The 22,370-nt window shown below is 57.9% G+C and carries 25 protein-coding genes; 11 read left to right on the forward strand and 14 right to left on the reverse strand.

The annotated features are described in order from the left end of the window. Positions 1–129: 129 nt before the first annotated feature. From ACR0NZ_RS11765 to ACR0NZ_RS11780, 4 genes are read left to right on the forward strand one after another with little or no spacing between them, the layout of a single operon-like run. Positions 130–789: an ABC transporter ATP-binding protein gene (locus ACR0NZ_RS11765; RefSeq protein WP_209504732.1), complete on the forward strand. Its 660-nt coding sequence runs from the start codon at positions 130–132 to the stop codon at positions 787–789. Then, positions 767–2,350: a capsule biosynthesis protein gene (locus ACR0NZ_RS11770; RefSeq protein ID WP_480519101.1), complete on the forward strand. Its 1,584-nt coding sequence runs from the start codon at positions 767–769 to the stop codon at positions 2,348–2,350. Before ACR0NZ_RS11765 ends, ACR0NZ_RS11770 begins: the two co-directional genes overlap by 23 nt. A 5-nt stretch (positions 2,351–2,355) precedes the next feature. Then, complete coding sequence (gene kdsA / locus ACR0NZ_RS11775) at positions 2,356–3,189, forward strand: 3-deoxy-8-phosphooctulonate synthase (RefSeq protein WP_480475557.1); 834 nt, start codon at positions 2,356–2,358, stop codon at positions 3,187–3,189. 15 nt (positions 3,190–3,204) lie between these two features. Beyond that, positions 3,205–4,701: a phosphomannomutase/phosphoglucomutase gene (locus ACR0NZ_RS11780; RefSeq protein WP_480519103.1), complete on the forward strand. Its 1,497-nt coding sequence runs from the start codon at positions 3,205–3,207 to the stop codon at positions 4,699–4,701. 47 nt (positions 4,702–4,748) lie between these two features. On the opposite strand, the gene ACR0NZ_RS11785 is transcribed toward ACR0NZ_RS11780, so the two are convergent. Beyond that, positions 4,749–6,704 carry an AsmA family protein gene (locus ACR0NZ_RS11785; protein WP_480519105.1) on the reverse strand — a complete coding sequence of 652 codons (1,956 nt, stop codon included), beginning with the start codon at positions 6,702–6,704 and terminating at the stop codon, positions 4,749–4,751. Positions 6,705–6,799: 95 nt separating this feature from the next. Here ACR0NZ_RS11785 and rimO point away from each other — a divergent pair, with 95 nt between their 5' ends. Beyond that, positions 6,800–8,188 (forward strand): 30S ribosomal protein S12 methylthiotransferase RimO, encoded by a 1,389-nt coding sequence (rimO, locus tag ACR0NZ_RS11790; RefSeq protein WP_480519107.1) that lies wholly within the window; start codon positions 6,800–6,802, stop codon positions 8,186–8,188. A gap of 138 nt (positions 8,189–8,326) precedes the next feature. Here rimO and ACR0NZ_RS11795 read toward each other — a convergent pair whose 3' ends face one another. Further along, positions 8,327–8,515 (reverse strand): hypothetical protein, encoded by a 189-nt coding sequence (locus tag ACR0NZ_RS11795; protein ID WP_209504738.1) that lies wholly within the window; start codon positions 8,513–8,515, stop codon positions 8,327–8,329. A gap of 226 nt (positions 8,516–8,741) precedes the next feature. On the opposite strand from ACR0NZ_RS11795, the gene ACR0NZ_RS11800 reads away from it, so the two are divergent. Beyond that, positions 8,742–8,984 (forward strand): CDGSH iron-sulfur domain-containing protein, encoded by a 243-nt coding sequence (locus tag ACR0NZ_RS11800; RefSeq protein WP_480519109.1) that lies wholly within the window; start codon positions 8,742–8,744, stop codon positions 8,982–8,984. On the opposite strand, the gene ACR0NZ_RS11805 is transcribed toward ACR0NZ_RS11800, so the two are convergent. The 5 genes from ACR0NZ_RS11805 to ACR0NZ_RS11825 all read right to left on the reverse strand — a co-directional run bounded on the left by ACR0NZ_RS11805 (position 8,985) and on the right by ACR0NZ_RS11825 (position 10,921). Continuing rightward, the gene (locus ACR0NZ_RS11805) at positions 8,985–9,245 is read right to left on the reverse strand and encodes a DUF6455 family protein (RefSeq protein WP_480475547.1); all 261 of its coding nucleotides are present in this window, start codon (positions 9,243–9,245) and stop codon (positions 8,985–8,987) included. After that, positions 9,245–9,514 (reverse strand): DUF6455 family protein, encoded by a 270-nt coding sequence (locus tag ACR0NZ_RS11810; protein ID WP_480493648.1) that lies wholly within the window; start codon positions 9,512–9,514, stop codon positions 9,245–9,247. The genes ACR0NZ_RS11805 and ACR0NZ_RS11810 overlap by 1 nt, the downstream gene beginning before the upstream one ends. 14 nt (positions 9,515–9,528) lie before the next feature. Continuing rightward, complete coding sequence (locus ACR0NZ_RS11815; protein WP_480475543.1) at positions 9,529–9,780, reverse strand: DUF6455 family protein; 252 nt, start codon at positions 9,778–9,780, stop codon at positions 9,529–9,531. A gap of 68 nt (positions 9,781–9,848) precedes the next feature. Further along, positions 9,849–10,217, reverse strand: coding sequence for a YigZ family protein (locus ACR0NZ_RS11820; protein WP_480475541.1), 369 nt, complete (start codon positions 10,215–10,217; stop codon positions 9,849–9,851). Next, on the reverse strand, positions 10,214–10,921 hold the full coding sequence (locus tag ACR0NZ_RS11825) for a M48 family metalloprotease (RefSeq protein WP_480493647.1): 708 nt from the start codon (positions 10,919–10,921) through the stop codon (positions 10,214–10,216). Before ACR0NZ_RS11825 ends, ACR0NZ_RS11820 begins: the two co-directional genes overlap by 4 nt. Before the next feature lie 121 nt (positions 10,922–11,042). Here ACR0NZ_RS11825 and ACR0NZ_RS11830 point away from each other — a divergent pair, with 121 nt between their 5' ends. Continuing rightward, the gene (locus tag ACR0NZ_RS11830) at positions 11,043–11,282 is read left to right on the forward strand and encodes a hypothetical protein (protein WP_480493646.1); all 240 of its coding nucleotides are present in this window, start codon (positions 11,043–11,045) and stop codon (positions 11,280–11,282) included. Here the strand turns inward: ACR0NZ_RS11830 and ACR0NZ_RS11835 are convergent. Then, complete coding sequence (locus ACR0NZ_RS11835; RefSeq protein ID WP_480519110.1) at positions 11,279–11,554, reverse strand: DUF167 domain-containing protein; 276 nt, start codon at positions 11,552–11,554, stop codon at positions 11,279–11,281. The two genes, ACR0NZ_RS11830 and ACR0NZ_RS11835, sit on opposite strands and share 4 nt — an antisense overlap. A gap of 134 nt (positions 11,555–11,688) precedes the next feature. Here ACR0NZ_RS11835 and ACR0NZ_RS11840 point away from each other — a divergent pair, with 134 nt between their 5' ends. Beyond that, the gene (locus ACR0NZ_RS11840) at positions 11,689–12,267 is read left to right on the forward strand and encodes a nitroreductase family protein (protein WP_480519112.1); all 579 of its coding nucleotides are present in this window, start codon (positions 11,689–11,691) and stop codon (positions 12,265–12,267) included. After that, on the forward strand, positions 12,264–12,962 hold the full coding sequence (locus ACR0NZ_RS11845; RefSeq protein ID WP_480519114.1) for an EI24 domain-containing protein: 699 nt from the start codon (positions 12,264–12,266) through the stop codon (positions 12,960–12,962). Before ACR0NZ_RS11840 ends, ACR0NZ_RS11845 begins: the two co-directional genes overlap by 4 nt. 6 nt (positions 12,963–12,968) lie before the next feature. Here ACR0NZ_RS11845 and ACR0NZ_RS11850 read toward each other — a convergent pair whose 3' ends face one another. Then, positions 12,969–13,241 carry a DUF1467 family protein gene (locus ACR0NZ_RS11850; protein WP_480519116.1) on the reverse strand — a complete coding sequence of 91 codons (273 nt, stop codon included), beginning with the start codon at positions 13,239–13,241 and terminating at the stop codon, positions 12,969–12,971. Between the two features lie 24 nt (positions 13,242–13,265). Then, positions 13,266–13,670, reverse strand: a complete 405-nt coding sequence (gene mce / locus ACR0NZ_RS11855) for a methylmalonyl-CoA epimerase (RefSeq protein ID WP_480519118.1) — start codon at positions 13,668–13,670, stop codon at positions 13,266–13,268. A gap of 136 nt (positions 13,671–13,806) precedes the next feature. Here mce and ACR0NZ_RS11860 point away from each other — a divergent pair, with 136 nt between their 5' ends. Continuing rightward, positions 13,807–14,526 (forward strand): response regulator, encoded by a 720-nt coding sequence (locus ACR0NZ_RS11860; protein ID WP_480519120.1) that lies wholly within the window; start codon positions 13,807–13,809, stop codon positions 14,524–14,526. 180 nt (positions 14,527–14,706) lie between these two features. Here the strand turns inward: ACR0NZ_RS11860 and aspS are convergent, their stop codons facing one another. The 4 genes from aspS to ACR0NZ_RS11880 form a co-directional block, all read right to left on the reverse strand. After that, positions 14,707–16,482 (reverse strand): aspartate--tRNA ligase, encoded by a 1,776-nt coding sequence (gene aspS, locus ACR0NZ_RS11865; RefSeq protein WP_480519122.1) that lies wholly within the window; start codon positions 16,480–16,482, stop codon positions 14,707–14,709. A gap of 79 nt (positions 16,483–16,561) precedes the next feature. Then, positions 16,562–17,083 carry a CPBP family intramembrane glutamic endopeptidase gene (locus ACR0NZ_RS11870; protein WP_480519124.1) on the reverse strand — a complete coding sequence of 174 codons (522 nt, stop codon included), beginning with the start codon at positions 17,081–17,083 and terminating at the stop codon, positions 16,562–16,564. Beyond that, positions 17,080–17,727: an aminotransferase class IV family protein gene (locus ACR0NZ_RS11875; RefSeq protein WP_480519126.1), complete on the reverse strand. Its 648-nt coding sequence runs from the start codon at positions 17,725–17,727 to the stop codon at positions 17,080–17,082. Before ACR0NZ_RS11875 ends, ACR0NZ_RS11870 begins: the two co-directional genes overlap by 4 nt. Further along, a complete protein-coding gene (locus tag ACR0NZ_RS11880) occupies positions 17,682–18,809 on the reverse strand; it encodes an aminodeoxychorismate synthase component I (protein WP_480519128.1) in 1,128 nt (375 codons plus the stop codon). The genes ACR0NZ_RS11875 and ACR0NZ_RS11880 overlap by 46 nt, the downstream gene beginning before the upstream one ends. Positions 18,810–18,987: 178 nt before the next feature. Between ACR0NZ_RS11880 and carB the strand changes: the two genes are divergently transcribed. Beyond that, a complete protein-coding gene (gene carB, locus ACR0NZ_RS11885; protein ID WP_480475517.1) occupies positions 18,988–22,341 on the forward strand; it encodes a carbamoyl-phosphate synthase large subunit in 3,354 nt (1,117 codons plus the stop codon). The last annotated feature ends 29 nt before the right edge of the window (positions 22,342–22,370 follow it).

A 22,370-nucleotide genomic window follows, 5' to 3' on the forward strand; every position in this document is an offset into this window, starting at 1 on the left:
TTTGGCAGCAACGCATTGAACATTTGTTTCATAATTCGACATAATGTAGCCAACATGGATTGGTAAAAACCATCCTTTCTGACCGCCTGAAAGCGCGGCGACACAACGGAAACGAGCAGCAGGCCCCGAATGCTAGAGTTCGACAATGTCAGCAAGTCCTTCTGGACCGGGACGCGCCGCAAGGTGATCCTGGACAGGGTCTCGTTCCGTGTCGAACTGGGTACGTCGCTGGGCGTTCTGGCCCCGAATGGTACTGGCAAAACCACACTGATCAACATGATGGCCGGTCTGGAAAAGCCCGACGAAGGTGTGATCCGCCGCGAATGCCGGGTCTCTTTTCCCATGGGTTTTACCGGGGGTGTAACCGGCAAGTTGTCAGCGCTTGAGAACGCGCGATACATCGCCAAGATTTACGGCATGGACCCGGACTATGTTGAGGCGTATTGCAAATGGCTCTGCGGCTTGGGTGAATATTTCGAACAGCCGTTGTCTACCTATTCTTCGGGGATGCGATCACGATTCACGTTTTCTTTGATGCTGGCGCTGGATTTCGACATGTATCTTGTCGATGAAGGGATGCCAGCATCTACCGATGTTGAATTCAACGAAAAGGCAGGGGCGATCCTGAAGGAAAGGTTGCGCACTACGACTTTGGTGATCGTGTCGCACAGCCCGACTGTATTGGAGAAATTCGCTCAGCAAGCCGCCGTTCTGCTGGACGGGCAATTGTACATGTTTGACTCCTTGGAAGAGGCAAAGCAGCTATATGACTACGAAACCCAAGGTTAGAAAGTACAACTGGCGCAACAATCGTCAGGTGGAAGATTCGGCCAAGGCGCGTGCGGATGCAATCTCTCGCATACGGGGCGCGACGCAAGGCCAGGCACCAGCGGCCGAGGCTCAGCCAGGCACGCAAATTGACGACATCAAGCGCGAAGGCCTGACAGGCCGCCAGTTGCGCATCGCGCGAAAACTGGCGCAGAAACACGGACTGGCAGCAACATCGGACTATGATGCGGTGCGCTTGCTGCGCAAGAAAGGCATTGATCCGTTTCAGCGCACGAACCTTCTTGATCTTGCCGCGGCAAAGCCCTCGGCACAGGGCGACAGTTCGAAGGTCAAAGACAAGATCAGCATTCAGTTGCCGCAATCCATTGGCGCAAGCACACCGAACCTTCCGGGACCCGAGCTCAGCCCGGCTGAGCGGCGCAACCTTGAAATCGGTCAGATTCAGAAGGACATCGCGCGTCGACGCAGGCGTAAGCTGTTTGGCCTTTTCGCACGTTTGGCCGCTTTTGTGTTCCTGCCGACCTTTGTTGTGGGGTTCTATTTCTATCGCATCGCCACCCCGATGTATGCCAGCGATTCCGAGTTTCTGATCCTGCAAGCCGATGGCGGGCCAGGCTCTATCGGCGGGCTGCTTGCCGGGACGCAATTCGCCACCACGCAGGATTCCATCTCGGTTCAGTCTTTCCTGGAGTCGAAAGAGGCTTTGTTGCTGCTGGATCGGGACGCAGGGTTTTCCGATGTCTTCAGGCAGGAAAAGATTGATCCGATTCAAAGGCTTTCACCCGACGCCACGCTGGAAGACGCATACAAGCTGTTCAAACGCATGATCACCATCGGGTATGACCCAACCGAAGGGGTCATTCGGATGGAGGTTGTAGCACCGGACGCACAGACCTCGACCGAGTTCTCGGAGCGTTTGATCTCTTACGCCGAAGATCGGGTGAATGCCCTGTCCGGCAAGAAGCGCGAAGACCAGATGCGCGATGCATTGGAAAGCTTTGAAGCGGCGCAGGAGGCGCGGCGGCAGGCGCAGGAGGAATTGATCGAGCTTCAGCTTCAAGGGGCGGTGCTGGACCCCGAGAATGTCATTGCCAGCCTGCGCGCCCGCATCAACGAGATCGAGATATTGGTGCAGGACAAAGAGCTTGAACTTGCCGCCCTGCAGGACAACCTGCGCCCGAACAAAGCCAAGGTTGACGGTGTCAAGGCTGACATTGCCCGGCTTGAAAAGGTGCTGGAACAACTGAATGCCGAGATGCAGGATGCTTCCGATGGCGAAAATTCGCTGGCGCGGTTGAGCGTGCGCATCCAGATCGCTCAGGCGGATCTGGCGGCGCGGGACATGATGCTGCAAACGGCAATGCAGCAAATGGAATCGACCCGATCCGAAGCCAATCGGCAGGTGCGTTATCTGACCGTCTCGGTGAACCCGATCCCCAGTCAGGAACCCAGCTATCCGCGCAAGTTCGAAAATACGATTTTGGCATTCCTGTTGTTTGCTGGTATCTACCTCATGATCTCGCTTACCGCGTCGGTCCTTCGTGAACAGGTATCCTCATAAGACTCATGAAACATGTAAAAATCTCCGACCTGACAGTCGGCAACGACCTTCCGCTGACCATCATTGCAGGCCCCTGCCAGCTTGAAACGGCAGACCACGCGCAGATGATTGCTGGCAAGATGAAAGAGGCCTGCGACGCAGCCGGTGCGCAATATGTCTTCAAAGCATCTTATGACAAGGCAAACCGGACCTCGCTGTCCGGCAAGCGCGGCATGGGCATTGATGCGGGGTTGCAGGTTCTGGATAGCATCCGCAAATCGATGGGCATTCCGGTCCTGACCGATGTTCATACCGAAGCGCAGTGCGCCATCGCCGCCGAGGCGGTAGACGTCCTGCAAATCCCGGCGTTTTTGTGCCGCCAGACGGATATGCTGCTCGCTGCGGGCAATACCGGCGCAGTGGTCAATGTAAAAAAGGGTCAGTTTCTCGCGCCGTGGGAGATGCCCAATATCGTGTCCAAGATCGAAAGCACGGGGAATCATAATATCTTGCTGACCGAACGTGGCACTTCTTTCGGCTATAACACGCTGGTGGCTGATATGCGGTCCCTGCCGCAAATGGCCCAAACCGGTTATCCGGTGGTGATGGATGCGACCCATTCCGTGCAGCAACCGGGTGGAAAAGGTGGATCCTCGGGCGGGCAACGCGAATTTGCTCCGGTCATGGCGCGCGCCGCCGTGTCGCTGGGTATTGGCGCGGTGTTCATTGAAACACACCAAGATCCGGACAATGCCCCTTCGGATGGGCCCAACATGATTCCGTTGGATCAGATGCCCCAACTCATTGACACTTTGATGCGCTTCGATGCGCTGGCCAAAGCTGATCCTATTCAGATTTAACGATTGAGACTTGTTATGACCAAACCGATTCCCGAGGTAACACCAAACACCTGGAGCTTTCTCCGCGACGCAATGATCAAACCCACCGGGTTTCGCGAATACGACGCCCGATGGAAATATCCGGAAGAGATTAACCTGCCGGGCCTGACGGCGCTTGGCCTAGGACTTGGCACGCAAATGCGCAGGCGCGGGATCGAGCCCGTGATCGCTGTAGGAAACGATTACCGTGACTATTCACTGGCGATCAAAAACGCCCTGATCCTGGGTTTGATACAGGCCGGTATCCGCGTGAAAGACATTGGCCCTGCGCTTAGCCCGATGGCCTATTTCGCACAGTTTCATCTGGATGTACCGGCCGTGGCGATGGTTACGGCGAGCCACAATCCAAACGGCTGGACTGGGGTCAAAATGGGCTTTGACCGCCCTTTGACACACGGCCCCGACGAGATGTCTGAATTGCGCGACATCGTTCTGAATGGCGAAGGTCAGACGCATGCGGGTGGATCTTGGGAATTCGTCGAGGGCGTGAAAGAAGCGTATATCGACGACCTCGTCGGCGATTTCAAAGTGTCCCGCCCGCTAAAGGTTGTCTGCGCAACCGGAAACGGCACCGCTTCGGCCTTTGCGCCCGAAATCTTCGAACGGATGGGGGTTGAGGTCGTCCCCAGCCATAACCGGCTGGATTACACTTTCCCGAATTACAACCCGAACCCCGAAGCGATGGAAATGCTGCATGACATGGCGGCAACGGTAAAATCCAGCGGTGCCGATCTGGCACTTGGGTTTGACGGTGACGGTGATCGTTGCGGCGTCGTCGATGATGAAGGTGAAGAAATCTTTGCCGACAAGGTGGGCGTGATCATGGCCCGCGATCTGGCCAAGCTGCACCCCGGATCGACCTTTGTCGCAGATGTGAAATCTACCGGCCTGTTTGCCAGCGATCCCGAGCTACAGGCCCTTGGCGTCAAGGTAGATTACTGGAAAACCGGCCACAGCCACATGAAACGGCGCGTCAAGGAAATCGGTGCGCTGGCTGGGTTTGAAAAGTCGGGCCATTACTTTCTGGCCGAGCCGGTCGGGCGCGGTTATGACTGCGGAATGCGCGTCGCGGTCGAGATCTGTAAACTGATGGACCGCAACCCGGATCAAAGCATGTCCGACCTGCGCAAAGCTCTGCCCAAGACCTGGTCGACGCCCACCATGTCACCCTATGCGGCAGATACCGAAAAATACGATATCCTGCAGCGACTGGTCGACAAGCTGGTTGCCAAAAGCGAAGCTAATGAGACATTTGCTGGCCGCGCGATCAAGGAGGTCGTTACGGTGAACGGCGCACGTGTGATTCTGGACAATGGCAGCTGGGGGCTGGTGCGGGCTTCATCCAACACACCCAATCTGGTGGTCGTGTGTGAAAGCAGCGAAAGCGAAGCTGAGATGCGTGCGATCTTTGCCGATATCGATGCGGTGATCCGAACCGAACCCAGTGTTGGCGATTACGACCAGACCATCTGAAGAAAACTGCTTGGGACATATCTGATTGCCCCAAGCGCAACACTTGCTCAGTTGCCGCCAAACAGTTTGAGCAGCCCTTTCTTCGCCTCTTCTTCAAGCTTGTTCTTGAGCGCATCTTCGATCTGATCGCTGTCCGTGATGGTGGTGTCCAGCTCGTTTCCAACCTTCTCGAAAACTTTCTGTTTCGCGTCGTTTTCCAGCTCTTTGACCTTCACATCTGCCGCCGCTTCGATGACCTTGGACAGGTCCGGCTTGATTGACGGGTTGCTCCACGGGCCAACGATGCGCACAGGCACCGAGATGCCCTGCCCCGAATTGGCACGCAAAGCTACAGGCGTGAACAGATAATCGATATTGCGCGCACCCAGCCCCACGACCCCCTGACCATCGGCACGGTAATTCTTGAGCGACATAAGCAGATCGTTATTCGTCAACACACCCTGATCAATGGTAAAGCTGGCCGACAGGCTGTTGAACACAGTTGTCCCGCCCGATCCGGTCCCCTGCCCCATAAGTCGATCCAGATCGAAACCGGATATTACCCCCGTCCCGACATCCAGATTTCCCTTACCGCTGAGAGACCGCATGATTTGATCCTCAGACTGACCGACACCCAGAAACTCAATGGTTCCTGCCGCGCTTCCCGACAGGCGTTCGACACCGGCCAACGTTGACAATGCCTGTTTCAGATCAATCTCACTTGCCGTCACCTTGCCGCCCACGGACAGGCCATTGCGATTGTTGGCAACCACCTGCCCGTTCAACTGACCCGAAAACAACGTCGCCGGATGCATCGCAAGAACCGCCCGCGCGTGATCCAGTGTCAGCGTCAGGTCACTTTTCCCAAACGTCATGCCGGGAACTGCGATTGAGTTGGCCGTCAGGCGAATATTGCCATTCGCCAAAGCCAACGCGGATGCGTCGATTGGGTCTTTTGACCAGCCCTCCTGAACTGGTGAGGCAGATTGAGACGCGCCACCCAACCCAGCGCCGGTTTCGGATATCTTCGACAGGTCAAGATTGCCCGCATCCAGGCGTGCGACGATCTGAGGAGGATCGGAAATGGTGATATCCGCCTCTCCGACAAACCGGTTGTCATCCAACTGCGCTGTCATGTTCCGCAGGGAAATCCGACCGTCCCGCGTATAGGTCATTTGCGCAGAGATATCGGCAACGTTACCCAATCCCGACGGCACAGCCACGCCCGCCTGACCGAAGGCCGCCAGCATCTTTTCTGTATCTTGGGTGATGATCTTTGTGGTTCCGTCCATCTCTCCGGCCAGATTGACGTGGCCGTCAAAGCCAATCTTACCACCCGGTGCAGTCAGGGCCAATTCAAGCGCGGTTACGGACCCTGCGGCAAAGGCTGGCAAGTCCGGAATCTTCAGATCGACCTGAACAGCACCTCCGGGTACAGGCATTGATGCCTCCATTACCATCGGTGCAGTGACCTGAGGCCAACTGGCCGACAAGGTTACATCAGGAAAGTCCATCTGCGTGGCACCGTCTTCCACATAGATCAGTCGCGCATTATTAAGCTGCAACTCTTCCAAAGTTACGGCCGACGATGCGCTGGCCGGAACCGTCCCTGCAGACGGTGTGGCCGTCGCGGTGGTCACAGGCGCGCTCAGCTCCCAGTTTCCGCGCCCTTGCGAACGCTCCAGCCGCAGCACCGGGTTTTCCGCGAAAACGCGTTTGATCCGCAGATCCCCATTCAAAAGCGCAGCAGCATCCACGCCCACTGCAAGGCTATCAGCGCTCAGCATCGGCTCTGGCCCGGCCCAGCTGGCGTTCCCAAAACGCACGGGCCCGGTTTCCATCCCCAGCACCGGCCAGAACGACAGGCGCACGTCGCCGCTCAATCTCAGTTCGCGCCCGGTCTGGGCTTTGACCTGCTCAGCCAGAATCGCGCCAAGCTTGTCTCCGGGCATCAGCAAAAGCGCGCCAATTACCAGCGCAATCACTGCCACAACAATAAACAGGATGCGTATCAGCCATTTCATGATCTGCTCTCCGCCTTTTGGCTTGTCTTTGCCGCGATCATTCAAATCGCACGTCACATTTGCAAGAGGAAGCTTTCCCCACTATATGCCGCGCCATGACGACGAACCCGCCAAACCTCCGCCCCGACCTGGCTCCGGCCGCCCGGATCACCGAGACACCCCGTTCAAACCAGCCGACGATCGGCATGGTGTCGCTGGGCTGTCCAAAAGCTTTGGTCGACAGCGAACGCATTCTGACCCGGCTTCGTGCTGAAGGATACGGCATTTCGCCCGATTATGCCGGGGCCGATGCCGTCATTGTGAACACTTGCGGTTTCCTCGACAGCGCCAAGGCAGAATCGCTGGATGCGATCGGAGAGGCGCTGGTTGAAAACGGCAAGGTCATCGTCACCGGCTGTCTGGGCGCCGAACCGGATTACATCCGCGAGCACCACCCCCGCATCATGGCGGTCACCGGTCCGCATCAGTACGAACAGGTACTGGATGCGGTTCACGCCGCCGTTCCCCCTGACCCTGACCCGTTCGTCGATCTGCTGCCCGCCAGCAGCGTTCGATTGACCCCCCGCCACTACAGTTATCTGAAAATCTCAGAGGGCTGTAACCACAAATGCAAGTTCTGCATCATCCCCGATATGCGAGGAAAACTGGCCAGCCGTCCGGCCCATGCGGTTCTGCGCGAGGCGGAAAAGCTGGTCGAAAACGGCGTGCGCGAACTGTTGGTGATCTCGCAGGATACTTCGGCCTATGGGCTGGACCGGAAATACGATGTGAACCCGTGGAAAGATCGCGAGGTCCGCAGCCACATCACCGATCTGGCCCGTGAACTGGGTCAGATGGATGCCTGGGTGCGGCTGCATTATGTCTATCCCTATCCACATGTGCGCGAGTTGATCCCCCTGATGGCGGATGCCGGGTCCACCATATTGCCGTATCTGGATATCCCGTTCCAGCACGCCCACCCGGATGTTCTGAAACGGATGGCCCGCCCCGCCGCAGCGGCCAAAACTCTGGACGAAATCCAAGCCTGGCGCGCAATCTGCCCCGATATCACCCTGCGTTCGACCTTTATCGTTGGCTATCCGGGTGAGTCCGAGGCCGAATTCCAAACCCTGCTGGACTGGATGGACGAGGCGCAACTGGATCGTGTCGGCTGTTTTCAATACGAAAACGTGGACGGTGCGCGCTCAAACGACCTGCCCGATCACGTCCCGGCCGAAGTCAAGCAAGAGCGGTGGGATCGCTTCATGGAAAAGGCTCAGGCCATTTCAGAAGCCAAGTTGCAAGCTAAAGTCGGACAAACGCTTCAAGTAATCGTCGACGACGTGGATGACGAAGCCGCCACCTGCCGCACCAAGTCGGACGCGCCCGAGATCGACGGCAACCTGTTCATTGACGAGGGCTTCGAAGGCCTCAAACCCGGCGATATCGTCACCGTCGAAGTGGACGAGGCAGGGGAATACGATCTGTGGGGGAAACCCGTTTAACGCCAGTAGCCTGCCCCATAGTGTTTTCGGGTCAATAGTTACGAAGTACAGCTCAGGTAGAAAAAAACCGCCATGAATGGCGGCGAAAATTCCTGAAAAAGGTGCAGGCGGTCCGTAGTCAAACCGCCTGCGAAAAGCTTACTGAGAAACCGGGTTGCAGACGGTTTGACCTGCTTCGGTTGTTGCCAGTTCATAGCCTGCCGAGCAGCTGGCCGAGCCATACTTGTCATAGTCGGGTTGTACGTAAACAGGGGTCGGTTCTTCCTGCTGCGCACAAGCGGTCAGGACCAGGGCAAATGCGCCAACGGCTGCAAGTTTCAGTTTCATGTCCGTCAATCCTCTATTACTTTTCTGATATTGCCCAGCTTTTCGGGCCGCTTCCAGAGTACGGGCTGAACGGCAATCTGGCAACTAAAACGGTCACTTCCTTGTGAGGAAGAGCGATTCCATGCCAGTTCGAAGCCCAAACGATGATCCTTGCGGCATTACAGCTACCTTTTTGTCTGCATCGTCCTAAACTGTGTGACGTTTCAGCCAAATACGGAGAAGCCACATGTCAGACACACCCGTTATTGCCCAGAAAACCCCTTTTCCAGTCGAAGTTGCCGAAGGAAAAACCTATTTCTGGTGCGCGTGTGGAAAGTCGAACCGGCAACCCTTTTGCGATGGCTCACATAAAGACAGCGGGTTCGAACCGGTGAAATATACGGCCGAGACCAGCAAAAAGGTTTTCTTTTGCGGGTGCAAACACAGTGCGAACGCGCCGTTGTGCGATGGAACCCATAAAGACCTTTGATCAGCCCTTCAATCTGTTCAGTGTCTCTGAATTTGCACAGAAATCCGGGGCCGTTTCCGCTGGATTCTGCCGCTGAGCCAGCCAGTTGGCGCATTGCGCATCACAGCCCGAGGCGCGACAGCGCGTGACCAGCTCAGCGTATCCTTCGGGCGACAACCGCCCTTCGGCCATGGCTTCGCTCAGTGAAATTCCCATGCTGCGGGAAACAGAGCGCGTCAACCAAAAGTGCTTTTCGACCTCACCCAGAATATCCCGAGGCATCACGCGTCCTCCGCTTGCAAAGCTTTGATGGCCTTGAATCGACCGCGGTTCGGGCATGTGCACGGGGCATGATCAATCTGTTCGCGCCGTTCCAGCGACTCCGGACAGGTTCTGGCCCAGGTACAGCCGCGACACTGTTGCACGATCTCGGCCCAATCCTCATGTTTCAGTTGACCATCCCGATAGGCTGCGGCCAAGTCGGCTCCTGTGACCTGACCCATCCGCAGTACCAGACGAAGGTGGGCCATGATTTCACCGAGTCGTGGCATGGCGAACCTGACAGTTAAGGCATCAATTTGTGCAGTAACTCCTGGTTACGGCAGTATTCCGGTGTCCGCCCAGCGGTCGCCATTTTGTTGAGCAGATCCTGACAATGATCCGGGTTTGGACAATCGGTACATCGCAGAACTGCCTCGGAAATCTGGTCGAAAGACACCTTGCCACCAATGGCTGCTTCCTCAAGATCGATGTCCAGCATTCTGGCCATGTCGTCCACCAATCCGGCATGAAGCCTCAATGACTCTCGGGTGGGCATGCTGTATCCTTTCCCTTTCGCGCTTTACGAAATCGTAGCGCATCAGGGGCGTCATACTTTGACACAGGTCAAAATTGGGCGCCGATGTGATCCAGATAGGCCCGGGTTGCATCCTGAACGCGGCGAAAGCGGTCCCCGCCCAGCTTTTTGCCTCCGTACCAGCGGGTGACGATGATCACGTGATTGTCCAACCCTGCACGCTCGATCATCCGCAGGATTACCATACCGGCCCCGCTTTCCCCATCATCGGCCTTCAGTGCTCCGGTCGGCAAAGAGGCGGCCCAGGTGTTATGTGTGGCCTTGGCATAGGATTTATCGGACTTCAGTTGATCCAGAACCGCGTCAACTTCCGCGCGCGACGCCACAGGCGCGCCAGATACCGCATATTTCGACCCGCGATCCGTCAAAATTACGCCAAGGCGCACAAGATCGGTCATTGCGTCAGCCCCAGTTGCGTGGCGGTTTCAAGCACGATGTGCACGCGCTGCGCGTTTGGTGGGTGGGTGCCCAGAAACCTGTCGCCAGGATCCGGAATCCGGTCAAAGAACTTCGCCCCAACCAGCGGGTTGTAGCCCGCATTATGTGTAATGATCGTTCCCATCTGGTCAGCTTCAAGTTCAAAAGCCTTCACATAAGCCTGAACACCAACCTGCGCGCCCACTTTCTGAGCCTCTTCTATGTCGGCGGCGTCACCCCCGCGCAGCTTTTCCGCCTTTCCAAACTCAGTGGCGCTTGCGCTGGCATTTTCGCTTTGCCGTGCGATGTGCCCCAGAACGTGATGGGCCGCCTCATGTCCCATGACAAAAGCCAGTTCGTCTGCGTTTTGCGTAGAACGGATCATCGCAACGGTAAAAATGATGGTAGGTTGCCGCTGGTCGTCCAATGTCTGAAAGGCATTGGCGGATGCGCGCGGATTCAGGTCAACGAGAATCTGGAAATCGCATTTCTGAGGCCTTGGTTGCTTCAAACACTGGCTGCGGGCCTCAGCCACGATGTTCTGGCTGACTTCGCGAAAGGTCTGGGCAACATCCTCAGAACCCGGCCCTTCACCCAGCCAGTCCGCGGCAGGCTGCAAGCGCAATGCACCTTCCGCACAGGCCGCAAGCAGCAGGGGAAACACCAAAACAAAGCGTCTGCGCATGTTACATCCTTCGGCTCGGTCTGACTGCGATTTCAACATAGTACCTGCCGCTCAGAGTGACCACACAATGCTTTGAAACGAACGTCTTGCATTGCGCGTCGACGGCTTGCACTCTGTCCTTATGTTTTCGATTGAGCATGAATTCGACTCGACGGTCATAACGCTTGTGGACGAAGGTGAAAAACCCTTGCAGGAAGATGTTGTGATCAACAATTTCGCCGAATGCGTCACGCTGGAACAGTTTGATCCGCGAACCGACCAGGTGCAAAAGATCACCTTGTCGCCCGAACAGGTCCGCGATCTGGCCGCAGCGCTGGACCTGCCCGAGGGTGTTTACCAGATCCGTGAAACGGAACCTTAGGGCACATAGACAAACACCTTGTTGCGCGCGGTTTGCCCCTGCTTGAGTGTCAGTGTCGAAGGGGCAACGCCAAGACATTTCGCAAGGATCGCCTGAACTGCATGATTGGCTTTGCCACTGTCAGGCGGAGCCGTGACAAATACCCTGATCTGCCCGCCTTCCACGATCACCCGGTCGCGCGCGGCCTTAGGTGTTACTTTCAAGTGAAACACTGCCCCAGCGTGCGCCTGCGCGCTGAGATCCGGCAGATCTCGCAGTTTGGGTTTCGCCATTGTCGCCCCTTCCCTCAATAGTCTTGCATGATGGGCGGTGGGATGAAATTGATCCACGCGATCCGTCGCCGCGCCCTTGAAACCCTCGGCATGCCGACCAAGATACAGAGACGTGATGTAAAGGAAGTTAACATATGTCCATGGAAAACCCCGCTGCTCTGGAGTTTTTGCAGTCGCGCCGGTCCCGACCCGCCAAGACACTGGTGGCCCCGGCCCCGACACGGGATGAGTTGCGCCCCTTGCTGATCGCAGCTGCACGCAGCCCCGATCACGGAAAACTGGAACCCTGGCGATTTATCGTTCTGGAACAGGGGGCCATGGCAAGACTGGCAACCCTGACCGAGACCTGCGGGCAAAGGCTGAAGAAAAGCCCGGAAGATATTGCAAAAGCGCGCAGCCAATTCGACATGGGGCATCTGGCCGTAGCCGTAATCGAAGTACAAAAACCGTCTGAGAAAATACCCGCAATCGAACAAACCTATTCTGCGGGCGCGGTCTGTCTGGCCCTGCTGAATGCCGCGCTGGCCGCGGGCTGGGGTGCAAACTGGCTGACAGGTTGGCAAACCCACGACCACGACTTCTGTGTCGACGCCTTTGGCCTTGCCAAGAACGAGCGTGTCGCCGGGCTGATACATATCGCCACCGAAGGAACTGCCCCACCCGAACGCCCGCGGCCCGATGTGGCAGCCATAACGGAATGGATCACAGAATGATCATCCTGAACGCCTTTTTCAGCGCACTAAGCCAGATCGGAGATCCCAAGTTCCGTGCCGTTCTGCTGCGCGGTGTAGGTTTGACCATCCTGTTGCTGGGTCTTGCATGTGCCGGTGCGATCAAGTTGATCAACTGGTTGTCGGGCAGTGAAATCTCGCTGCCATTTGTCGGAGCTGTCCCGTGGTTGAACGACGTTCTGAACTATTCAGGTATCGTTCTCGTCCTGGCCCTGCCTGTTTTCCTGATGGTACCGGTGGCGTCAGCCATCACATCGATCTTTCTGGACGAAGTGGCGCAGGCGGTCGAGGACAAGCATTTTCCAGCCTTGCCACCTGCACGACGCATCCCGGTGTCGGAGGCCCTGTTTGACGGCCTCAGCTTTCTTGGCGTGCTGATTGTCGCAAACCTGCTGGCGCTGATCCTCTATGCGGTCTTCACCCCGTTTGCGCCCTTCATCTTCTGGGTCATGAACGGGTTCCTGTTGGGGCGGGAATACTTCACGCTGGCCGCCATACGCCGGATCGGGCGGGATGGCGCGCGCCAATTGCGGGCCCGACATTCGACCACGATCTGGGTCGCCGGAACCCTGATGGCCATTCCGCTGTCGATACCGCTGTTGAATCTGGTGATCCCGATCCTTGGCGCGGCGACATTCACCCATATTTATCATGCTGTGTCAGGCCAAAAGGTCTGACACAGATTACCTCGGCTCCAGTTGGTTCAACCAGTCGAGGTCCCGCACTGAAATCACACCGGAAATGATGATCCCGGCAATGATCGCCCACAAAACCACAGCAATGGCGGTGGTGATCCACATCTTGGCTTTCATGTGATGGACTTCCGGCGCACCCGCATGGGTGCCCGGAACGATATCGTTCAGGTCACCCTGAGTTTTGATGCGAATGGGCAGCACCACAAGCAACGTCATGAACCAGATGACGGCGAACAGCACCAATGCAGCAGTAATGGTCACTTCAGGTCCCCCGGGTTTTGCGGATCATACCTGTTCCAGCTCGACAAGGCAGCCGTTGAAGTCCTTGGGATGCAGGAACAACACTGGTTTGCCATGTGCGCCGATCTTGGGCTCACCCGACCCTAGAACACGGGCGCCGGTCGCTTTCAAATGATCACGGGCGGCGATGATGTCGTCGACCTCATAGCATACGTGATGAATACCGCCTGCCGGGTTCTTTTCCAGAAACCCGTTGATCGGGCTGTCGTCGCCCAGCGGGTACAAAAGTTCGATCTTGGTGTTGGGCAGTTCGATGAACACAACCGTGACGCCATGATCCGGCTCGTCCTGCGGCGCGCCGACCTTGGCGCCCAGCGCATTGCGGTACTGCTCGGATGCCGCCTCAAGGTCGGGTACGGCGATGGCAACGTGGTTCAGACGTCCAATCATGTCACACTCCTGATGTCCTGCTTTGCGTGGGTTATGGGGGTTGCTCTGCAAAAGGACAAGTGCGCCAAATCGCGCGTTAACGTCGTGTTAGCCAGAAGTTCCTAGCGTGAAGCATCTGCTGGATAGGAGAGCTGCCATGGACGATTCGGGCCTCATTGCCACCACCGCCGCCACGCCCACCGCAACGCGGCCCTTGCTGGGACAGACAATTCTGGTTGTTGAAGACAGCCGATATGCCTGCGACGCGATCCGCCTGATGTGCCTGCACAGCGGCGCACGTATCCGACGCGCTGACTGCCTGAAATCGGCACGGCGACACCTGCAAATCTATCGCCCTTCGTTCATTCTGGTTGATATGGGCCTGCCCGACGGGTCCGGAGCCGACCTGATCGCCGAACTGGCCGAAGCTTCACCACGGATCAGCGTGATCATGGGCCTGTCGGGCGACGACGCCACCGAAAGTCTGGCGCACGCAGCCGGGGCGGACGGATTTCTTTCCAAGCCAATAAAATCATTGTCTTATTTTCAGAAGTCCATTCTGGAGTGCCTGCCCGAGGATCGACGCCCAAGCGGGCTCCACTCGGTTCGAGATGAAGTCATCCGCCCCGACCCGATGGCCTATCAGGACGATATGGCGCATATCGCCGATGTCCTTACCGGGCCCAACGATCATCGCACGTGGGATTACGCTGCCCAGTTCCTGCAAGGGGTCGCACGGGAAGCCGATGACAGACCGTTGGCAGAAGCCGCCCGAAAGCTGGCGCTGTCACGGGCGAACGGCGCACCGATCACCGCGCAGGCAGCGCAGGTCGCCGGCATGGTGCAGAACCGCCTGGAACAAAGAAAGGCGATTTGACGTGATTGCAGCCTACTTCATCACTGCAACGCTTCTGTGCATCTGGGCCTATCGCCAAACACGGCATGCTGCACGTTCAATTCGTGTCAACCGAGGTGATTTGAACAACCCGCTGGACTGACCCGCGAATACTCGCTGGCATCAAAATGAAACCGCCCGCTAAATGCGGGCGGCTCTCGTTCAGTCCTGCGGAATGAGGCGCAAACCCAGTTCCATCAGCTGATCTGACGTCGGGTCCGACGGCGCATGCATCATCAGGTCTTCGGCCCGCTGGTTCATCGGGAACATCATGACCTCGCGGATATTGGCCTCATCCGCCAACAGCATCACGATCCGGTCGATCCCTGCAGCGCAGCCACCGTGCGGCGGCGCACCGTAGTGGAAGGCGTTGAACAGGGCACCAAATCGGGATTTCACTTCATCCTCGCCATAGCCCGCCAGTTCAAAAGCTTTCAGCATGATTTCCGGCTTGTGGTTCCGGATCGCACCCGACACCAGTTCGTATCCGTTGCACGCCAGATCGTATTGATAGCCGCGCACATCCAGCGGATTGCCCTGCAGCGCTTCCATGCCGCCTTGCGGCATCGAAAACGGGTTGTGCTCAAAGTCGATAGCGCCGGTTTCTTCGTCTTGCTCGTAGATCGGAAAATCAACGATCCAGGCAAAGGCAAAGCGGTCCTTCTCGGTCAGGCCAAGCTCATCCCCGATCACGTCGCGCGCTTTGCCTGCAACCTTTTCAAAGGCTTTCGGCTTACCACCCAGGAAAAATGCAGCATCGCCGACCCCCAGACCCAATTGCTGGCGGATCGCCTCGGTCCGTTCGGGGCCGATGTTCTTGGCCAGCGGACCTGCGGCTTCCATCCCTTCGCCCTGATCACGCCAGAAGATGTAGCCCATCCCCGGCAGACCCTCTTTCTGGGCAAAGGCATTCATACGGTCACAAAACTTACGGCTGCCACCGGTTGGCGCGGGGATAGCGCGAATTTCGGTACCTTCCTGTTCGAGCAGTTTTGCGAAAATCGCAAAACCAGACCCGCGGAAGTGGTCAGAGACCACCTGCATTTTGATGGGATTCCGCAGGTCGGGCTTGTCCGTGCCGTACCACAGCGCCGAATCCTTGTAGGAAATTTGCGGCCAGTCCTGATCAACCTTGCGGCCACCGCCGAACTCTTCGAAGACGCCGGCCAGAACGGGCTGGATCGTGTCGAACACATCCTGCTGCTCGACAAAGGACATCTCGAGGTCGAGCTGGTAGAAATCGGTGGGTGAGCGGTCGGCGCGCGGGTCTTCGTCGCGGAAGCAGGGCGCAATCTGGAAATACTTGTCGAAGCCCGAGACCATGATCAGCTGCTTGAACTGCTGCGGGGCCTGCGGCAGTGCGTAGAACTTGCCCGGATGCAGGCGCGACGGCACCAGAAAGTCACGCGCGCCTTCGGGCGAGGATGCGGTGATGATCGGCGTCTGATACTCACGGAACCCCTGATCCCACATACGCTTGCGCATGGAGGCCACAACGTCCGAGCGCAGGGTCATGTTGCGCTGCATCGCCTCGCGCCGCAGGTCGAGGTAACGATAACGCAGGCGCGTTTCCTCGGGGTATTCCTGATCGCCGAACACCATCAGCGGCAGTTCCTCCGCAGCCCCCAGAACTTCCAGTTCGCGCACGTAAACCTCGATCTCGCCGGTGGGCAGTTTCGGGTTCACCAGTTCGGCGGCACGCGCCTTGACGGTTCCGTCGATGCGGATGCACCATTCGGAACGCACCTTTTCCAGCGCAGCAAAAGCGGCGCTGTCGCCATCGCACAAAACCTGTGTCACACCAAAATGATCGCGCAGGTCGATGAACAGGACGCCCCCGTGATCTCGGACCCGATGCACCCAACCGGACAGGCGAACGGTTTCACCGACATTGGCGGCGGTCAGTGCGGCGCAGGTGTGGCTGCGATAGGCGTGCATGGATCATATCCCTTCGGGCGCAGAATTCGTCGCGCCGATACACCCTGTCAGGCCCGGAAAGTCAAGGCGGGTCGCCCTGTCAAAACGGCCTTTGCACGTTGCCTGAGTAGAAATAGACACCCAGCCCGACCGCAAAGATGATATTACCCACAATCACGTGCAACAGCACCGCAAAGAAGAACGAGCCGCGCTGCCTGTAGGCCCATGTAAACAGCAGCCCGCCCGCAAATGTCATGAGGGCGACAATCCAGCTCCAATACATCAGATGCGCGAACGAGAAGATGGCAGCATTTAGCACATAAGCCGCGCGCCCCTCTGGCAAGATCGCGTGATAACGATGGAAGAACAGTGGGCGGAACAGCACAACTTCGCGAAGCGACCAGTTGGCCCAATCATAGCGCAGCTCGGCCCATTGAAAGCCTGGTGTCCAATGCAGCAGCAATATCCCTATCCCGGTCAGGGCAAACAGTGCCGGAAACATCCTGTTCATAGGAAACAAAACCGCGATGACCAGCGGCGGGACAATATTAAACAGGCCGAACTCAACCCTTAACCGCGGCAATGCAACCGGAGACCCGACCATCGCGCCGTCTTTGATCACGTGTCTGTCAGCTCCACCCGGATCAGCCCGCGCAGTGAATTGCCCATGTAGACAGTTTGCGCATTTTTCAGGTCGCTTAGGGTCAGCACGGCCTCGGACACTGTTTCTTTATCCAGCAACTCTTCGCGCAATATGCCAGGCAACAGACCGCTGGACAGCGCAGGCGTCAGAATACGGCCATCCTGCTTTTCGACGAAAAGGTTGCTGATGGTGCCCTCGCACAGTTCATCAAGCTCATTCAGGAATAACACTTCGTCTATGCCATCCGTCAGCGCGGCGCGGGCATCGTCATATAGGGCGCGGCGGCTTGTCTTGTGACGCAGCCAAAGATCATTGGAAGCCAGCCGCTGGTCAGACAGGGCTAGGTGCCAGACCGGAGGGTTGCTGGCCAGAACCCCGGTCGTCAATTCGAATGCACCCGATGCATCCAACGTCAAACGACACCGCAAGGGGGTGTCGCCCAACGCGCCATCCAGCGCGGCGGTCGCTGCATCCGGGTTGAAGGGAAGGCCAAAGGCCGTAGCGGTTCGGGCCATGCGCGCAAGGTGACGGTCTTTTCGGACAAAGCCCTGATCTGGCCGAAACGCCAGCGTTTCGATCAGGCGGAAATCAGGCTCAGCTGGCGGGCGAAGCGGGCTTTCCATAGCGCCTCCTCATATTCTGCCGGGGCGGTGCTGTCCCAGACAAGGCCCCCGCCCACGTTCAGGGTGGCCTGATCGCCTTCCAGCATCAGCGTACGAATGGCCACGTTGAACTCGGACCGGCCATCAGGCGCGGCCCAGCCGATGGTGCCACAATAGATGTCGCGCGGCCAGGGTTCCAGCCCGGCCAGAATTTCCATGGCGCGAATTTTGGGCGCGCCCGTGATCGAGCCGCAGGGAAACAACGCCATCAATATATCGCTGAGCCCTGCGCATTTGAGCAACTGGGCACGGACAAGTGAAACCATCTGATGCACGGTCGCATAGGTTTCCACCTTGAACAGTTCAGGTACATGAACGGAACCGGGCAGCGCGACACGGCTGATATCGTTGCGCAGCAGATCGACGATCATCAGGTTTTCCGCCCGGTTCTTTTCGTCCGTGGTCAGAAACGACCGGCGTCGCATATCCTCATCCGGGTCTTCGCTGCGCGGCTGGGTACCCTTCATCGGTCGTGTTTCGATCTTTCCATCCGTGTCCGTGAGGAAGAACAACTCCGGCGAGCGGCTGAGCAAATCGGGTAATCCGACCTGCTGCACCAGCGCGCCATGCCCAACGGGCTGCCCCGCTGCCAGTGTCGCATAAAGGGCTTCACTGCTGCCCGAGACGGTCAGATCAATCGGAAAGGTCAGGTTCGCCTGATAGATATCACCAGCACCGATGGCATCATGCACCACTTGAAAGGCTTCGCCATAACGCGCCTCATCCCAGCGCGGCTGAAACACGCGCACCTCGCCCGCAGGCGTCGGTAAAGCAACCCGATCCGGTGCGCCGTAAACCCCAAAGCACAGCAGGGGCAACCGACGCGCATCCGGCAAAAGATCGATCAGCCGGGGTTCAAGCACATATCCCAGTTCATAACTGGCATAGCCAGCCAGCCAGGCCCCGTCCGCGCGCGCCTCATCCAGCGCCGCCAGAGCCTGGGGCACGTCCTCCGCAGTATCTGCGCGGATAATCCGAGACGGGCGCTGAAACCGGGTTCCGCGACCGGCTGGTCCCTGATCAAAACGAATACGCAACTGCATCCTCTTTTGCCGTGAAGGGCGATATAGAGAATACTCTGGCAGGGGAAAGGGGGGAAAGCGGCAATTTCGCTTCTGTTTCCGATACCCCTTGAACCTTTCTGCGTGGTCCCTATAACCCACGACAATTTGGGCGCTTGGGCGGTGCCCGCGACTCGTGCAAAATCGAAGGGGCCAGGCCATGCCGAAGAGAACCGACATCAAGTCGATCATGATCATCGGGGCGGGTCCCATTGTTATCGGTCAGGCTTGCGAGTTCGACTATTCCGGAGCGCAGGCCTGCAAAGCCCTGCGCGAAGAAGGTTACCGGGTTATTCTGGTCAACTCGAACCCGGCGACAATCATGACTGACCCCGGACTTGCCGATGCCACCTATATCGAGCCGATCACGCCCGAGGTCGTCGCCAAGATCATCGAAAAGGAACGCCCTGATGCCCTGCTGCCCACAATGGGCGGGCAAACCGGTCTGAACACCTCGCTCGCGTTGGAAGAGATGGGGGTGTTGGACAAGTTCGGTGTCGAGATGATCGGTGCCAAACGCGACGCCATCGAGATGGCCGAGGACCGCAAATTGTTCCGCGAAGCGATGGATCGGCTGGGGCTGGAAAACCCTAAAGCCACCATCGTGACCGCCCCCAAGAAGGCCGACGGCTCTGCCGATCTGGACGCAGGTGTCCAGATCGCTCTGGACGAGCTGGAGGAAATCGGCCTGCCTGCCATCATCCGCCCGGCCTTTACCTTGGGCGGCACAGGCGGCGGTGTGGCCTATAACCGCGAGGATTATATCCATTTCTGCCGCTCGGGCATGGATGCCTCGCCTGTCAACCAGATCCTCGTCGATGAAAGCCTGCTGGGCTGGAAAGAATACGAGATGGAAGTGGTGCGCGACACCGCCGACAACGCCATTATCGTCTGCTCCATCGAAAACGTCGACCCGATGGGCGTGCACACGGGTGACTCGATCACCGTGGCCCCTGCCCTGACGTTGACCGACAAGGAATACCAGATCATGCGCAACGGCTCGATCGCCGTGCTGCGCGAGATCGGAGTGGAAACCGGTGGCTCGAACGTGCAATGGGCGATCAACCCCGATGATGGCCGCATGGTTGTGATCGAAATGAACCCGCGCGTGTCGCGCTCTTCGGCGCTGGCCTCCAAGGCGACGGGTTTCCCAATTGCCAAGATCGCTGCGAAACTGGCCGTGGGTTACACGCTGGACGAGCTGGACAATGACATCACCAAGGTCACGCCTGCGTCGTTCGAACCTACCATCGACTATGTCGTCACCAAGATCCCGAAATTCGCGTTTGAGAAATTCCCCGGCTCTGAGCCTTATCTGACCACTGCAATGAAGTCGGTGGGTGAGGCGATGTCCATCGGCCGCACCATTCACGAGTCCATGCAAAAGGCGCTGGCCTCGATGGAGTCCGGCCTGACCGGGTTTGATGAGATCGAAATTCCGGGGCTGAGCATCGGCCTGTGGGATGAGGTCGAAAGCAGCGACGACAAGGCACATGTCATCAAAGCGATCAGCAAGCAGACCCCCGACCGCCTGCGCACTATCGCACAAGCCATGCGTCATGGCCTGACCGACGACGAAATCTTCGGCGTTACCAAGTTTGACCCCTGGTTCCTGGCCCGCATCCGCGAGATCACCGAGGCAGAGCGCACTGTGCGCAAGGACGGTTTGCCAGTGACCGAAGAAGGCATACGAAAGCTCAAGATGCTGGGCTTTACCGATGCGCGTCTGGGCAATCTGTCTGGCCGCAGCGAAGATAACGTACGCCGCGCCCGCCACAATTTGGGCGTTACCGCGGTTTTCAAACGCATCGATACCTGCGCCGCCGAGTTCGAAGCGCAGACACCCTATATGTACTCGACTTACGAAGCGCCGATGATGGGCGATGTCGAATGCGAGGCACGCCCAAGCGACCGCAAGAAGGTCGTTATTCTTGGTGGTGGTCCGAACCGGATCGGTCAGGGGATCGAGTTCGATTATTGCTGCTGCCACGCCTGCTATGCGCTGACCGAGGCCGGGTACGAGACCATCATGGTCAATTGCAACCCCGAGACGGTTTCGACCGACTATGACACATCGGACCGTCTGTATTTCGAACCGCTGACCTTTGAACACGTCATGGAAATCCTGACGAAGGAACAGGAAAACGGCACGCTGCACGGCGTGATCGTTCAGTTCGGTGGTCAAACACCGTTGAAGCTGGCCAACGCGCTTGAGGCCGAGGGTATTCCGATTCTGGGTACCACACCGGACGCAATTGACCTGGCCGAAGACCGTGAACGGTTCCAGGCGCTGGTCAATGAACTGGGCCTGAAACAGCCCAGAAACGGCATTGCCTCGACCGACGAAAAGGCGCTGGAGATTGCGGAAGAGATCGGTTTCCCGCTGGTCATCCGCCCCTCTTACGTTCTGGGCGGCCGTGCGATGGAAATCGTGCGCGACATGGATCAGCTGCGACGCTATATCAACGAGGCCGTTGTGGTCTCGGGCGACAGCCCCGTACTGCTGGACAGCTATCTGGCGGGCGCGGTCGAACTGGACGTAGACGCCCTGTGTGACGGCACCGATGTCCACGTCGCGGGCATCATGCAGCATATCGAAGAGGCGGGCGTCCACTCGGGCGATTCCGCCTGTTCGCTGCCGCCCTATTCACTGTCGAAAGAGATCATCGGGCAGATCAAGGATCAGGCGTTCAAGCTGGCCAAGGCTCTGAATGTTGTTGGCCTGATGAATGTGCAATTCGCGATCAAGGATGATGAGATCTATCTGATCGAAGTGAACCCGCGCGCGTCGCGCACCGTACCGTTTGTTGCCAAGGCCACCGACAGTGCGATTGCATCGATTGCTGCACGCATCATGGCGGGCGAGAAGCTGGCCAACTTCCCGATGCGCCCTCCCTATCAGGAAGGCAAGGACACCAAGATCGCGGACCAGATGACGCTGGCCGATCCGGACATGCCGTGGTTCTCGGTAAAAGAAGCTGTCATGCCCTTCGCCCGTTTCCCCGGCGTTGACACCATCCTTGGCCCGGAAATGCGCTCGACCGGCGAGGTGATGGGCTGGGACCGTGACTTCCCACGTGCGTTCCTCAAGGCGCAGATGGGCGCGGGCATGGTGTTGCCGTCCTCTGGCCGTGCGTTCATTTCGATCAAGGATGCCGACAAGGGCAAAGCCATGCTGGAAGCGGCACAGGTTCTGGTTGACCAGGGCTTTACGCTTGTGGCCACGCGCGGCACCCAAAGCTGGCTGGACGAACAGGGTGTTGCCTGTGACGTTGTGAACAAGGTGTACGAAGGCCGCCCGGATGTTGTGGACATGCTGAAAGACGGTCAGGTGCAGCTGGTGATGAACACCACCGAAGGCGCGCAGGCGGTTGAGGACAGCAAGGCCATCCGCTCGATCGCGCTGTATGACAAGATCCCATATTTCACCACCGCAGCAGGTGCCAACGCCGCTGCACTGGCGATCAAGGCGCAGGCTGAAGGCGACGTCGAGGTGAAATCGCTACAGGGGTAAAGACCCCTGACCCAAACGAAAAAGCCCCA

It is taken from the genome of Ruegeria sp. AE3, from assembly GCF_056542225.1.

Coding starts and splice junctions, on each gene's coding strand:
- ACR0NZ_RS11765 (WP_209504732.1), top strand. CDS start 130: ATGCTAGAGTTCGACAATGTCAGCAAGTCCTTCTGGACCGGGACGCGC.
- ACR0NZ_RS11770 (WP_480519101.1), top strand. CDS start 767: ATGACTACGAAACCCAAGGTTAGAAAGTACAACTGGCGCAACAATCGT.
- kdsA (WP_480475557.1), top strand. CDS start 2,356: ATGAAACATGTAAAAATCTCCGACCTGACAGTCGGCAACGACCTTCCG.
- ACR0NZ_RS11780 (WP_480519103.1), top strand. CDS start 3,205: ATGACCAAACCGATTCCCGAGGTAACACCAAACACCTGGAGCTTTCTC.
- ACR0NZ_RS11785 (WP_480519105.1), bottom strand. CDS start 6,704: ATGAAATGGCTGATACGCATCCTGTTTATTGTTGTGGCAGTGATTGCG.
- rimO (WP_480519107.1), top strand. CDS start 6,800: ATGACGACGAACCCGCCAAACCTCCGCCCCGACCTGGCTCCGGCCGCC.
- ACR0NZ_RS11795 (WP_209504738.1), bottom strand. CDS start 8,515: ATGAAACTGAAACTTGCAGCCGTTGGCGCATTTGCCCTGGTCCTGACC.
- ACR0NZ_RS11800 (WP_480519109.1), top strand. CDS start 8,742: ATGTCAGACACACCCGTTATTGCCCAGAAAACCCCTTTTCCAGTCGAA.
- ACR0NZ_RS11805 (WP_480475547.1), bottom strand. CDS start 9,245: ATGCCTCGGGATATTCTGGGTGAGGTCGAAAAGCACTTTTGGTTGACG.
- ACR0NZ_RS11810 (WP_480493648.1), bottom strand. CDS start 9,514: ATGCCACGACTCGGTGAAATCATGGCCCACCTTCGTCTGGTACTGCGG.
- ACR0NZ_RS11815 (WP_480475543.1), bottom strand. CDS start 9,780: ATGCCCACCCGAGAGTCATTGAGGCTTCATGCCGGATTGGTGGACGAC.
- ACR0NZ_RS11820 (WP_480475541.1), bottom strand. CDS start 10,217: ATGACCGATCTTGTGCGCCTTGGCGTAATTTTGACGGATCGCGGGTCG.
- ACR0NZ_RS11825 (WP_480493647.1), bottom strand. CDS start 10,921: ATGCGCAGACGCTTTGTTTTGGTGTTTCCCCTGCTGCTTGCGGCCTGT.
- ACR0NZ_RS11830 (WP_480493646.1), top strand. CDS start 11,043: ATGTTTTCGATTGAGCATGAATTCGACTCGACGGTCATAACGCTTGTG.
- ACR0NZ_RS11835 (WP_480519110.1), bottom strand. CDS start 11,554: ATGGCGAAACCCAAACTGCGAGATCTGCCGGATCTCAGCGCGCAGGCG.
- ACR0NZ_RS11840 (WP_480519112.1), top strand. CDS start 11,689: ATGTCCATGGAAAACCCCGCTGCTCTGGAGTTTTTGCAGTCGCGCCGG.
- ACR0NZ_RS11845 (WP_480519114.1), top strand. CDS start 12,264: ATGATCATCCTGAACGCCTTTTTCAGCGCACTAAGCCAGATCGGAGAT.
- mce (WP_480519118.1), bottom strand. CDS start 13,670: ATGATTGGACGTCTGAACCACGTTGCCATCGCCGTACCCGACCTTGAG.
- ACR0NZ_RS11860 (WP_480519120.1), top strand. CDS start 13,807: ATGGACGATTCGGGCCTCATTGCCACCACCGCCGCCACGCCCACCGCA.
- aspS (WP_480519122.1), bottom strand. CDS start 16,482: ATGCACGCCTATCGCAGCCACACCTGCGCCGCACTGACCGCCGCCAAT.
- ACR0NZ_RS11875 (WP_480519126.1), bottom strand. CDS start 17,727: ATGGAAAGCCCGCTTCGCCCGCCAGCTGAGCCTGATTTCCGCCTGATC.
- ACR0NZ_RS11880 (WP_480519128.1), bottom strand. CDS start 18,809: ATGCAGTTGCGTATTCGTTTTGATCAGGGACCAGCCGGTCGCGGAACC.
- carB (WP_480475517.1), top strand. CDS start 18,988: ATGCCGAAGAGAACCGACATCAAGTCGATCATGATCATCGGGGCGGGT.